Source organism: Chryseobacterium sp. PMSZPI (genome assembly GCF_002835665.1).
Taxonomy (GTDB): Bacteria; Bacteroidota; Bacteroidia; order Flavobacteriales; family Weeksellaceae; genus Chryseobacterium.
The window spans coordinates 58,836-72,003 of the sequence record NZ_PIZV01000074.1; the positions used below are offsets into that span (position 1 = coordinate 58,836).

General features: G+C 36.9%; 10 protein-coding genes. 9 read left to right on the forward strand and 1 reads right to left on the reverse strand.

The features are described from left to right. The first annotated feature begins 21 nt into the window (after positions 1–21). The 3 genes from CW752_RS15160 to scpA all read left to right on the forward strand — a co-directional run bounded on the left by CW752_RS15160 (position 22) and on the right by scpA (position 5,200). Positions 22–687 (forward strand): hypothetical protein, encoded by a 666-nt coding sequence (locus CW752_RS15160; RefSeq protein WP_228401807.1) that lies wholly within the window; start codon positions 22–24, stop codon positions 685–687. Between the two features lie 104 nt (positions 688–791). Further along, positions 792–2,894, forward strand: a complete 2,103-nt coding sequence (locus tag CW752_RS15165) for a prolyl oligopeptidase family serine peptidase (protein WP_101240541.1) — start codon at positions 792–794, stop codon at positions 2,892–2,894. Between the two features lie 173 nt (positions 2,895–3,067). Then, positions 3,068–5,200, forward strand: a complete 2,133-nt coding sequence (gene scpA, locus CW752_RS15170) for a methylmalonyl-CoA mutase (RefSeq protein ID WP_101240542.1) — start codon at positions 3,068–3,070, stop codon at positions 5,198–5,200. A 50-nt stretch (positions 5,201–5,250) separates the two neighbouring features. Here scpA and CW752_RS15175 read toward each other — a convergent pair whose 3' ends face one another. Next, positions 5,251–6,096 (reverse strand): hypothetical protein, encoded by an 846-nt coding sequence (locus CW752_RS15175; RefSeq protein ID WP_133121701.1) that lies wholly within the window; start codon positions 6,094–6,096, stop codon positions 5,251–5,253. Between the two features lie 440 nt (positions 6,097–6,536). Between CW752_RS15175 and CW752_RS15180 the strand changes: the two genes are divergently transcribed. The 6 genes from CW752_RS15180 to CW752_RS15200 all read left to right on the forward strand — a co-directional run bounded on the left by CW752_RS15180 (position 6,537) and on the right by CW752_RS15200 (position 13,167). Further along, positions 6,537–7,274 (forward strand): hypothetical protein, encoded by a 738-nt coding sequence (locus CW752_RS15180; RefSeq protein ID WP_101240544.1) that lies wholly within the window; start codon positions 6,537–6,539, stop codon positions 7,272–7,274. Positions 7,275–7,301: 27 nt separating this feature from the next. After that, positions 7,302–8,693, forward strand: coding sequence for an RtcB family protein (locus CW752_RS15185; RefSeq protein ID WP_101240545.1), 1,392 nt, complete (start codon positions 7,302–7,304; stop codon positions 8,691–8,693). A gap of 223 nt (positions 8,694–8,916) precedes the next feature. Continuing rightward, a complete protein-coding gene (locus tag CW752_RS15190) occupies positions 8,917–9,462 on the forward strand; it encodes a hypothetical protein (protein WP_101240546.1) in 546 nt (181 codons plus the stop codon). A gap of 3 nt (positions 9,463–9,465) precedes the next feature. Continuing rightward, positions 9,466–10,164 carry a peptide chain release factor H gene (gene prfH, locus CW752_RS15195; protein WP_101240547.1) on the forward strand — a complete coding sequence of 233 codons (699 nt, stop codon included), beginning with the start codon at positions 9,466–9,468 and terminating at the stop codon, positions 10,162–10,164. Positions 10,165–10,239: 75 nt separating this feature from the next. Then, entirely contained in the window at positions 10,240–10,362 is a 123-nt protein-coding gene (locus CW752_RS17090; protein ID WP_262496357.1) for a hypothetical protein, read from the forward strand. 216 nt (positions 10,363–10,578) lie between these two features. Further along, the gene (locus CW752_RS15200; protein WP_185117648.1) at positions 10,579–13,167 is read left to right on the forward strand and encodes a T9SS-dependent M36 family metallopeptidase; all 2,589 of its coding nucleotides are present in this window, start codon (positions 10,579–10,581) and stop codon (positions 13,165–13,167) included. Position 13,168: the final 1 nt, after the last annotated feature.

Consider the following 13,168-nt stretch of genomic DNA (forward strand, 5'->3'; position numbering starts at 1 on the left):
CACATAACAAAAATATTAACTATGAAAAGCTACAAAATTATTGTATTGCTGTTCCTTATGGTGATGGGACAGAATCTTACGGCACAAACAGAAGTAAAGAAACCCAAAGAAGTATTTCAACTATTTTTCGATACTTTTTTAAAAAATGATGAGGCTTCACGGGTTAAACTTAATGACTACCTAAGACCTACCGTAGAGGGGCAGGATGCATATCAGGTGAATTTCAAAGAAACTTCAGAAGAAACGCTTAAGACAACCACTGAAGGCTTCCTTTCTATTTTCCCTAAAGCTGCGGCTAAAGCTTGCCAAAAAGACGCAGAGGAATATGTAAGACTTATGTTCGAAAATTTCAGAAAGGGGCAACTAATGATAAAAAGTGTAAAGGTGGTTCCTAATGAATATTTGGAAGGTGAAAAAATTGCTGAACTTACTTATACTGTAAGTTTTAAAGTTCCTTCCCATCCACCTGCACAACCATCCACCGATCCCAAAAAGGTAAAACCTGAGGAGCTGAAAAAATATTTATCAGACCTGATTGAAGGGTTTAAAAATGCTGATAAAACAATAATGACAGATCAGGAGTTCAGTTTGTATGAGCTTAAACAAGACGGTAAAATATATTATTGGAACGGAAGCCCAGATCAGATTGTAACCAACCTTACCGATTTCTATTTTGATAGCTTTTAATCAAAACACATTTGATTATTACGATATAATTAATAAAAAGTCCCGATTTTATGGGACTTTTTTTATTTCACATACTTTACGTACTTTTGATAAAACCGTTCACTATGAATTTTAAACCTATGTTATTAACTGCTGGAGTTTTATTTTCAGCATCTTTTTATTCTCAAAAAATGAACTATCCTAAAGCATTAAAAGGAGGTCAGACCGATACTTATTTTGGTACTGCTGTAGCCGATCCTTTCAGAGATTTAGAAAATGACTCTGAAGCGACAAAAAAATGGGTGGATGAAGAAGTGGCTTACAGTCAGAATTACCTTTCTAAAATTCCATTCAGAGATAAAATTAAAAGTCAGTTGAAAGATATCTGGAATTATGAAAAAATTTCAGCACCTTTCAAAGAAGGTGACTATACATATTATTATAAAAATGATGGTTTACAGGCACAATCTGTTTTATACAGAACCAACAGCAAAACAAAAACGACAGAAGTTTTTTTAGATCCTAATAAATTTTCAGAAAAAGGAACAACCTCACTTTCTCAGCTTTCGTTCAACAAAAAAGGAAATCTTGCGGCTTACTCTATTTCCGAAGGTGGAAGCGACTGGAATAAGATTATCATTATTGATGCTGTTACCAAAAAACAAATTGATGATACCTTATTGGATGTGAAATTCAGTGGAATTTCATGGCAGGGGGATGAAGGGTTTTATTATTCAAGTTATGACAAACCTAAAGAAGGGACTGTACTTTCCGGAATGACGGATAAACACAAAGTATATTTTCACAAATTGGGAACCAAACAATCTGAAGATAAATTGATTTTTGGAGGAGATAAAACACCAAGAAGATATTTAGGAGCCGGAGTTTCTGAAGATCAAAGATATCTCATCATTTCTGCAGCCAATGCTACCAATGGAAATGAATTGTATATAAAAGATTTAAAGAAAGGAGGTGACTTTGTGCAGATTGTAAAAGGTTTTGATATCAATGCAAACATTGTAGACACACAAGGTGATGATCTTTTTATTTTTACAGATAAAGATGCACCGAATATGCGTCTTGTGAAAACTACGATCAGTAATCCTGCTCCTGAAACATGGAAAGACGTCATCCCACAAACAGAAAATGTGTTAGGGATTTCTACCGGGGGAGGATATTTCTTTGCCACTTATATGATTGATGCTATTGATCAGGTAAAGCAATTTGATAAAACAGGAAAATTAATCAGAGACATAGCACTTCCCGGAAAAGGAAATATTTCGGGATTCGGAGGAAAAGAAAAGGAAAAAGATGTTTATTTCTCTTTCAGTAATTATATTACACCAGGAACGACTTACAAATTTAATGTAGATTCAGGGAAATCAGAAGTATATCAGAAACCAAAAGTGAAATTTAATCCGGATGATTACGTTTCCGAGCAGGTATTCTATACTTCAAAGGATGGTACAAAAGTTCCTATGATGATCAATTACAAAAAAGGAACTCAACTGAACGGTAAAAATCCAACTATTCTTTACTCTTACGGAGGTTTCAATATCAGCCTACAGCCTTCTTTCTCCGTAGTGAATGCAATCTGGATGGAAAATGGAGGAATCTACGCTGTTCCAAATATCCGTGGAGGAGGTGAATACGGGAAAAAATGGCATGATGCAGGAACAAAAATGCAAAAGAGAAATGTTTTTGAAGACTTTATCGCAGCAGGAGAGTATCTTCAAAGTAAAGGATATACCTCTAAAGAATATATGGCGCTTTCAGGAAGATCAAACGGAGGTCTTTTGGTAGGAGCTACAATGACAATCCGCCCTGATTTGGCGAAAGTGGCATTCCCGGGAGTCGGAGTATTGGATATGTTGAGATACAACAAATTCACCGCCGGGGCAGGATGGGCTTATGATTATGGAACCGCAGAAGATAGCAAAGAAATGTTTGATTATCTTAAATCATATTCTCCGGTACATAACGTAAAAGCTGGAACCTGCTATCCTTCTACAATGATTATTACCAGCGACCATGATGACAGAGTAGTTCCTGCTCACTCATTTAAGTTTGGTGCTGAGCTTCAGGAAAAACAGGCATGTAAAAATCCTATTTTATTAAGAATAGAAAAGAATGCAGGGCATGGTGCCGGAAGATCTACAGATCAGGTAATCGGTGAAAATGCTGATTTATTATCATTTGCATTGTATGAAATGGGTATTAAACTTTAATTCTGTGGCGTAAAAACCAGGTTTAAAATAAAAATATACAGACCAAATAAATTACAGAAAGATCGGCAGTTGTCCGGTCTTTTTCTTTGTTAAATAACATAAAAGCTGAATGTTAACAGAAGTTTTGTGTTTCGTTCAAAAAAATTAACTTTACGGAGACAAAAATTATTGGAATGCGAAAGACAATTTCTGTGAAAACACCGGATTTTAATGTATTACCTCAAGAAAGAGAAATTTACAATTTTGAAAAAGACGGATTGGAGCTTAAATCATCTTATGATAAAAAAGATGTTAAAGACTCATCTTTAACACAAACTTCTCCGGGAATTGAACCCTACTTAAGAGGACCGTATTCCACGATGTATGTACAGAAACCATGGACGATCCGTCAATATGCAGGATTTTCTACTGCTGAAGAATCAAATGCCTTTTATAGAAGAAATCTAGCTGCAGGTCAGAAAGGGCTTTCGGTAGCATTTGACCTTGCTACTCACAGAGGATATGATTCCGACCATGCAAGAGTAGTGGGAGACGTAGGAAAGGCAGGAGTGGCAATCGACTCTGTTGAAGATATGAAGATTTTGTTCAATGAAATTCCGTTGGATCAAATATCCGTGTCAATGACAATGAATGGTGCTGTACTTCCGATTTTGTCTTTCTACATCGTAGCAGCTGAAGAGCAAGGGGTAAAACAGGAGTTGCTTTCAGGAACCATTCAAAATGATATTCTGAAAGAGTTCATGGTAAGAAATACCTATATCTATCCGCCGGCACCTTCCATGAAGATCATTGCAGATATTTTTGAATATACATCTCAGAATATTCCGAAATTTAATTCGATTTCCATCTCAGGATATCATATGCAGGAAGCAGGAGCTACTCCGGTATTGGAAATGGCCTATACCTTGGCAGATGGTCTTGAGTATGTAAGAACCGGAATCAAAGCAGGAATGAATGTAGATGATTTTGCTCCTAGACTATCGTTTTTCTGGGCAATCGGGATGAATCATTTCATGGAAATTGCTAAAATGCGTGCTGCAAGATATATCTGGGCTAATCTTTTAAAGCAGTTCAATCCACAGAATCCAAAATCTTTAGCATTAAGAACCCATTCTCAGACTTCCGGCTGGTCTCTGACAGAGCAGGAACCTTTCAATAATATAACAAGAACAGCGATTGAAGCCTTGTCTTCAGCACTCGGAGGAACACAATCTTTACACACCAATGCATTAGATGAAGCAATTGCCCTTCCAACAGACTATTCTGCAAAAATTGCAAGGAATACCCAGATTATCCTTCAACAAGAAAGTGGAATATGTGATGTCGTAGATCCGATGGGGGGAAGTAACCTTGTGGAAAGTCTTACCCAGCAGATGATTGAAGAAGCGATGAGGTATATTGATGAGGTAGAGCAGGAAGGAGGGATGACCAAAGCCATCGAGGCAGGAATTCCGAAAATGAGAATTGAAGAAGCTGCTGCCAAAAAACAAGCAAAGATAGATAGTGGAGAAGAATTTATTATTGGTGTGAATTCATTTAAAACGTCATTGAAGCAAGATGCCATCGAAATTTTAGATATTGATAACACTGAAGTTCGCAGAAAACAAATAGAAAGGCTGAATTCCATTAAAGCAACAAGAAATTCTGAAGCAGTGGAACAAATTTTAAGTGAAATTCGTGAAAGTGCAAAAACAGGGAAAGGAAATCTGCTGGCATTATGCATCGAAGCCGCAAGAAGAAGAGTAACGCTTGGTGAAATGAGCGATGCTATGGAAGAAACTTTTGGAAGATATAAAGCTAATATTAAAACAATTTCTGGAGTATACGCTATGAATGCCGGTAAAAACGAATACTTTGAAAAAGCTCTTCATTTGACACAAAAATTTGAAGAAGAAGAAGGACGACGTCCAAGGATTATGGTCGCGAAAATGGGCCAGGACGGACATGACAGAGGAGCGAAAGTGGTAGCTACCGCATTTGCCGATATGGGATTTGATGTAGATGTTGCCCCATTGTTCCAGACTCCGGAAGAAGTGGCTAAGCAAGCTGTAGAAAATGATATTCATATTCTGGGAGTATCTTCATTGGCTGCCGGACACAAAACATTAGTTCCTCAGGTTGTTGGTGAACTTCAAAAATTAGGTGCTGATGACGTAGCAATCGTCGTAGGAGGAGTTATACCACAACAGGATTATGAATTCTTATATGCCAATGGAGCCGACTTTATCTTCGGTCCCGGAACCAATCTTCCGAAATGTGCGGTTGAGATTTTAGAGCAATTATTAGCCCGGTCTTCCGATCAGTAGACTGGCAATACCATAAAAAAGACTGCTTCCATTTCGAAGCAGTCTTTATTTTATTTCTTGATTTCTACTATTTTACCGTCATCCAAAATCTGGTAATACGCTTTGGTAATGCTTTGACTTTCCCCATCTAATGTGTGATCCGTAGTGACAGTTACCTTACCGCTTTTACTGATTTCATAACTGCTGAACTCTTCCTTCTTATCGTCCTTTCCGGGATCAAACCAAATACCTTCTACATAAGCTTCACCAACGATGCTGTTATTCATTACAGTAAGCAGATAGTATCGGTAATCAAAATCTCCACAATCCATCGGAACAAGAATAAGATCCATCCCTTTATATTGGGTTAACGGAAAATATCTGAACTTGGGTTCTCCACAGGTATATTGTTCTGAACCTTCAGGCAAGAAATCGGTTTCCATAAACTTGACATCTACCCTGGGAAGACTTTCCAGAGGGAAACTGTATTTCCCTTTTTTTAAACCGGATTTTTCCTGTGCAGGCTCATTCGTTGCCTTTCTCCATTTTTCAATAGATATATAATCTCCCGAAACAGATTCCATAATTTCCAGCTGATCACATTGATTACCGGAAGCCCGAAAAATATGATAGGTTTCAAAACGGTCAGGTCCGTTATATCCCGCAGAAATAGAATAGTTCCAGATACCATTAACCTTTGTACTGTCTACTAAAAAAGCAATGCCACTTTTCCCGTTAGTCAGAGAATCCAGAAATTTAGCCTGTTCTTTCATTTCATCAAGATCAAGGATTTTTTTCGTGAAATCGGTTGAATAACAAGCTTTGTCCAACACTTTTACTTCTTCTTTTTTTACTGTGGATTCTTTCTTACATCCGATCAACAATAACGGGAGTAAGCCTAACAAAAGTCTATGCATGAAATTAATTTTTTCACAAAAATAAGATTTAAAAAATTGACCATTTGAAAAATAGTTATATATTTGCACCTGAAAATCAAGTTTAACCATTTAAAAACAACGAAGCAATGTTCAGAAATAAACAGAATTCTACAGTTGGATTGCCACTTTTCGTGGTAAGGCTTCGTGGTTTGGTACAGTCTTAGAATAATAGTACAAAGAAATATCAAAACCCGGAGTCGTATAGATTTCGGGTTTTTTATTGCGCAATATTTCAAACTCAAGTTTCCCCGAAATCTTTTAGTGTCGTTAAAGGACAAATAATTGGATGAGATTTTAATCTCAAAACAACAGATGTCCATCATTGTCAATGCATCAACTAATATTTTAGTTGAAAAAAGGAAAAAGATACAAATAGATCTTTAATTATAGATCTTGTATCTGATATCCTGTGTCTTAACATGGAAAATGATCACCTTCTGTCCCATCGCTTAAGAAGTGTGAGGAGCAGAAAAAGAACAAAAAGAAAAGATGTAGAAAAGCAGATCAGAAAAAAGTTTAAACGTAGTAAAGAACTTTGGAAAATCAAGAGAAATACTCCACTGATTCCTTTAGATAATCCCTATCAGAGAGGATTTGTAAGATTCTTTGTCGTCAGGGATGATGTCATGAGATCCAAAGACGGAGAATTTTTTGAAGAAATTTTGAAGAAAATCAATACTTATATGTATTCCGAAAGTCGCCAATTTCTCAAGAAGAAAAGGAAATTCGGGAGGAGAATATATGTCGAAAAAGAGCAAAAGCTCAAGCCTATTTCTCTGTGGTCCTGGAATGATCCGAAACTCGGACTTACGGCTAGAGAAAGGCAATATTTTCTAAAATATGAAGAATATTGTCCCTATCGGAAATGCAATGAGATATACTACGAATTTACTGAACCATGGAGGTTTACCTTAAGGATAAGACCCAATATGATTACCCACTACAAACCTGTAGACTTTGAATTGGAAAAAGAAATTGCAGAGCTGGAAGCTTGTCTGCAGCAGCATAAAACAGTAGGGGTTATCAACAAAAAAATCTACGGTAAATCATACAAATGGAGATCACGAAAAGAAGATGTACATCTTATCAGAAGCGGGAAATATTTTACCTGCGCACTTTCTGCAAAAGAGATTGCAGAAAACTTTCAGGACGTGTAAGTCCGACTATTATTTAAAACCAAAACAATGGGAAATTTAAAACTAAAAGGAAAAGATATATTAAAACTGGGCTATCCAAACAATCAGAGTGTTAATGTTGCTTTGGAAGTCATGAAAAGAAATTTTGCCACCAAAAATATCCATCACGTAAAATCTATTTTAAAAGAAATCCTGATCAATCCGGAGAATTTTGAAAAAGACTTAACCTTCGGGCAGATCGCAGAAACATTGCTTTCTTCAAAAAAGACAGAAAAAAGAATGCTGAATTCACAGCGTGTCTCTTTTCAGATCTTTGGAAACAATATTTCAGAAGAAGCAAAAAACCAGTTGTACACCGCACTGAAATTGCCGATTTCTACACAAGGTGCTTTAATGCCTGATGCACACAGCGGATATGGGTTGCCTATCGGAGGCGTACTTGCTGTAGAAAATGCAGTCATTCCTTACGGAGTAGGCATGGATATCGGTTGCAGAATGAGCCTCAGTATTTTGGATACGCCGGTTTCATATCTCAACGGAGCAAGGGATAAATATGAAAAAGCCCTTGCAGAACATACAAAATTCGGAATGTACGAGACCCATAAATCTCACATAGACCATGAGATCTTCGACAGAGATACCTTTGATCTCATTCCAATTTTGAGAAGGTTAAAAGGTAAAGCCATTAAGCAAATGGGTTCTTCCGGTGGTGGAAATCACTTCGTAGAATTCGGGGAAGTAGAAATCACCGAAGAAGATGAACAGATAGGTCTTCCGAAAGGGAAATATTTGGGAATCCTTTCTCACAGCGGCTCCAGAGGGCTGGGAGCAGAGGTTGCCCAATATTATTCCAGAGTAGCTGTAGAGCAATGTCCATTACCAAAAGAAGCGCAACAGTTTGCCTGGCTGGATTTGAATACACATCTTGGGCTGGAATATTGGACAGCCATGAATCTTGCAGGAGATTACGCTTCTGCCTGTCATGATGATATACACAGAAGATTAGTGAAAGCTGTCGGAGGGAGAGTGAAGGCGAGAATAGAGAACCATCACAATTTTGCATGGAAGGAAATCCATAACGGGAAAGAAGTGATTGTTCATCGAAAAGGAGCAACACCGGCTAATGAAAATGAATTGGGAATGATTCCCGGATCGATGACGGCAAAAGGCTTTATCGTCCGTGGAAAAGGCAATTCTGATTCCCTGAATTCTGCATCGCATGGAGCAGGAAGAGCCCACTCAAGAGGAGAATGCAGAAGCCTGTTCACTCAAAATGACATTAAAAAAGAATTGAAATTAAAAAATGTCACCTTGATGGGCGGAAATGCAGAAGAGGCACCAATGGCTTATAAAGATATTCATGAAGTGATGAACGCACAAAGTGAACTGGTAGACATCCTTGGAACATTTCAACCGAGAATTGTGAGAATGGATAAGTAATCAGCTCTATAATGAGGAGCTTAATCCCGCTTTCCGCACTCGCTATTTTTCTTTTTTCACAAAAAGAAAAATGAGCTCAGACAATTGCTGCAATCGGGGCTAACCTAACAGGTTTCAAAAACCTGTTAGGTTTTAATAACAATAGAAAAGAAAAGGTAATGAACAGATTAAAATAATAAGGAAATAATCAGTTACCAACTTTATCACTTTAAAAAATAAAACAATGGGAGCACCACATAATATAAAACGATACGGAGAAGTCTGGCCGGAATTCAGAATTCGATTTGGACTTGAAATTCTAGAAAAATTAAAAAATAAAGTCATTATATCGGGCGGATGGGCGTGGCATTTTATGTCCGAACCGGGACACACCGAATACAAACATGCCCATGATCATAAGGATATTGATGTTTTTGTAAAAAAAGAAAATGTTGCAGAAGCAGTAATGATTCTTCAGAATGAGGGATTTCAGAAAGTCTGGACCCGCTATGATCATCTGCCAAGTGAAGAAAACTTTCGCAGGTATGAGAAAACAGTAGTGTTGGAAGGCGAAAAGTTTCATAGAATTACTGTTGATTTCTTTGAAAGAAACGATCTGGAAACTGTTCAAGCGAATGGATTTATTGTAGTAAAACCAGATGTTTTACTTTCATTCTACAGGAATATTCATTCCAGTGACAAATGCTGGGCAGTAATGGCTGCAAAAGAATTATTACAAAAAGGGATTGATCCTTTGGGACATCCCCAATTAAGCGAAATGCCAAAGTAAAAAATGAAAAAATTAATACAAATCACTGCAGGAAAAGGACCTTTAGAATGCCAATGGGTAGTCGCTAAAGTGCTAAAGACCTTCCTGGATGAAGCAAAACAAAATAAAATAGACTACGAAATGATCCACCGCGAAAATGGTGAAGAAAATTTGACTTTGAAATCAGTAACCTTACTTTTAAAAGGAAAAGACCTAACGATCTTTTTAAAAAGTTGGCTGGGAAGTATTTGTTGGATAGGGAAAAGTACATTTAGAAAGATGCATAAAAGAAACAATTGGTTTATTGGTATTTTTGAGTTGGAAGGATTAAAAACTGTTGATTTCAATGAAAGAGATATCCGGTTTCAAACCACAAGAAGCCAGGGAAGTGGTGGGCAGAATGTAAATAAAGTCAATACCGCAGTTCGGGCTACCCATATTCCAAGCAAAGAATCTGTATTTGTACAGGATTCAAGATCACAGTGGGAGAATAAAAAACTGTCTGTGATCCGGTTGAAAGAAAAAGTAATGGCAATACACATTCAGCAATTGGAGAAAAGAATGAAAGAAACTTGGGCATTGCAGATACAAGTGCAGCGTGGCAGCCCGGTACGAACATTTTCAGGAACGGATTTTAAAAAAAATTATGAAGACAACTCCTTTAAAAAGACAAGGAGTGCTCTGAAAAATGAACTAAAAAAATACAGTAATGACCTTAACTAAAAATAAATATTACTTTGAGGCCTTAGCAATACAACAGAACAAATGGGAGAAGGATGATCGGGTTATTTTGCTCTAATGATTACTACCAGACCCGGTGATACTTCTGTTCTTGTGAGAGGAGTAAGTGCATATCCGAAGGGACAGCCCATTACAGGAGTGGGGATAAGACTTGCTAAATATTCTCCTGATTTTGGATAAAGCATTGCTTCCTGATGTATTTTAAAAGTAAGTTTTCATAAGAAAGCTTACTTTTTTATTCTAAGGAATTTATAAAATGAAAATTGCCAACTTTGTGAATAAAAATAACTGAAAAAATAAGAAAAGGACAAAATAAAGGTCTATTTTTTCTTTTAACAATTCTTTCAATGTTTTGATTGTAGCAGTCTGTAAATTAGTATGATAAAAACTTTGAGTATGAATAGAAAATTATTTTTAATGCCAATCTGCTTGGCTGTTTCTTTGACTTGTGGAGTGCTGAATGCACAAAGTTCCACAACACTTATTAAGGATTATTATCAAAAAAGTGGGAAGCTAACCCAGAAAAAGAAAACGAATAATAAAACTGAAGTCATTATCTTAAATGAAGACCCTTCCCAAAGTTTAGGAGTGACCGTTGTTAATGTTCAACAGACTTATGATGGTCTCAGAGTCTATAATGCATTAGGGAAAGTGCTCATTAAAGATAATAAAATTATTTCCGAGAGTAATGAGTTCAGTAAAAATATTGTTATTGCTGATCAGAAATCAGCTCAGGGAAAACTTTCCGAAGATTTTCTTAAAAAGAAATTGGGAATAAGTAATGTTTCTAAAATTGATTATTTGCCAAACGTATATTTTGAAAGAAATGGGATTTATGTTCTTTCACAGGAGATATTTGTTTCAGATAAAAAAAAGGCTGCAGTCTGGCATATAATTGCCGATGCGGCCAGCGGAGAGATTTTAAGTAAAGAAAATATGGTTCTTAGTTGTAGTTTTAGTGACAATTCACAAGAACAAAAAATCTCCAATCCCGGATTAAAATCTGATAAAGAACAATTGCCGGCACCCATAAAAAATATTAACAGTAATGAAGGACTACTTACTCCTACCAGTGCTTCTTACAATGTTTTTCCTCTTCCGGTCGAGGCGCCATCATTTGGATCCAGGGCCATTGTAAATAATCCTTGGGACCTGCTACTTTCACCTGAAGGATGGCATTCGGACGGAACAAATAATTATACCAACACAAGAGGGAATAATGTGTATGCCTATTCGGATCAGGATAATAATGATAGCCCTGGTTATTCCCCGGACGGAGGTAGTAGTCTGACCTTTAATTTTCCTTTTGCAGAAGGAAGATATGAGAATCCATTTACCTATAGAAATGCTTCTATTACCAATTTGTTTTATATGAATAATAAAATGCATGATATATTCTACAAATTTGGATTTACAGAAACATCACGAAACTTTCAAACAAACAATTTTAATAAAGGAGGATTAGGGGGTGATGCTGTAAATGCAGAAGCATTTGATGGCAGTGGTTTTAATAATGCTAATTTCTATTCAGGGCGTGAACAGGTAATTAACGGGCAGACCTTTCTTGAAGCACCAACAATGCAGATGTATCTTTTTGAAAGACCTAATACAGCGTCAGATCCTATTTCACGATACCGTTACAATTCTCCAGCAAGTATGACAACCAGACCGAAGGTAGATGTCCGACGTGTATATTTAGGTGCTATTTATGGTCCAGTGGAAACGGGTGATCTGGCATTTACTATTCCGGATAATTCTTGTACCGCTATGGCAGCAGGAAGTTTGACTGGAAGAATAGCTTTGATAAAGCAAGGTGGTTGTAACTATGATTTGCAGGTTTATAATGCTCAAAATGCTGGTGCCATTGGTGCTGTCGTATATAACCCAAATGCTAATTTCCCAGCTCAACCCTCAAGTACTACGTGGTTTTATGATGACAATATAACCATCCCTTCTCTTAACATCGGAAAAACAGAAGGAGAATATCTTAGGGATCAGATTCTTGCCGGAACAACAATCAATCTTACATTAAGTGATAAAGATTATAATGGTTATAGACATTCAAGTTTTGATAATGGCATAATTGCTCATGAATACGGGCATGGAATATCCAATAGATTAACCGGGACAGGATACGGGTGTCTTAACGGAAGTGTTTCCAAAGAGCAAATGGGTGAAGGATGGTCAGATTATTTTGCTTTAATGATAACAACAAGGCCAGGAGATACTTCGTCATTAGCTAGAGGAATGGGAACATATCCTTATGGGCAACCAACAACAGCAGTAGGGATCAGACCTGCAAAATATTCTCCGGATTTTTCAGTAAATGACTATACTTATGCAAAAACAAATACAGCAGCTGTTCCGCATGGTATGGGATTTATCTGGGCAACTATGCTTTGGGACCTTACATGGAAGTATATTGAGAAATATGGCTATAATAGTGATGTGATGGCAAGTCCGACTTCCGGTAATGCCAGAGCATTACAAATTGTAATGGACGCAATTAAACTTCAGTTTTGTAATCCTTCTTTTATTGATGGAAGGAATGCTATTCTTCAGGCTGATGCTGTTAAAAATGCAGGCGCAGACAAATGTATGATCTGGAATGTATTTGCTAAAAGAGGTTTAGGAGTTAATGCTTCAGCAGGAGTTAAATCTGTAGCGAATGATCAGGTGGAAGATTTAACAGTACCTCAGGAGTGTAATTCTGCTTTATCGACTCAGGATGTTAAAACAGCAGACCAAAAATTCATTATTTTCCCTAACCCTACATATGATGAGTTTTTTGTAGGAAACATAGATAAATCCAACAAAGAAGTTAAAATTACAATGTTTGATATGTCCGGAAAATTAGTGTTCTCCGATTCCCGGGAATCAACATCCAAAAAAGCAATTTCTACGAAAGATTTGCAGAAAGGAGTTTATATGGTTCATATCCGACAGGGAGATAAAGCACAGGTTGAAAAACTTATTGTAAGATAAG

Coding starts and splice junctions, on each gene's coding strand:
- CW752_RS15185 (WP_101240545.1), top strand. CDS start 7,302: ATGGGAAATTTAAAACTAAAAGGAAAAGATATATTAAAACTGGGCTAT.
- CW752_RS15180 (WP_101240544.1), top strand. CDS start 6,537: ATGGAAAATGATCACCTTCTGTCCCATCGCTTAAGAAGTGTGAGGAGC.
- CW752_RS15200 (WP_185117648.1), top strand. CDS start 10,579: ATGAATAGAAAATTATTTTTAATGCCAATCTGCTTGGCTGTTTCTTTG.
- CW752_RS15165 (WP_101240541.1), top strand. CDS start 792: ATGAATTTTAAACCTATGTTATTAACTGCTGGAGTTTTATTTTCAGCA.
- CW752_RS15160 (WP_228401807.1), top strand. CDS start 22: ATGAAAAGCTACAAAATTATTGTATTGCTGTTCCTTATGGTGATGGGA.
- CW752_RS15175 (WP_133121701.1), bottom strand. CDS start 6,096: ATGCATAGACTTTTGTTAGGCTTACTCCCGTTATTGTTGATCGGATGT.
- CW752_RS15190 (WP_101240546.1), top strand. CDS start 8,917: ATGGGAGCACCACATAATATAAAACGATACGGAGAAGTCTGGCCGGAA.
- CW752_RS17090 (WP_262496357.1), top strand. CDS start 10,240: ATGATTACTACCAGACCCGGTGATACTTCTGTTCTTGTGAGAGGAGTA.
- scpA (WP_101240542.1), top strand. CDS start 3,068: ATGCGAAAGACAATTTCTGTGAAAACACCGGATTTTAATGTATTACCT.
- prfH (WP_101240547.1), top strand. CDS start 9,466: ATGAAAAAATTAATACAAATCACTGCAGGAAAAGGACCTTTAGAATGC.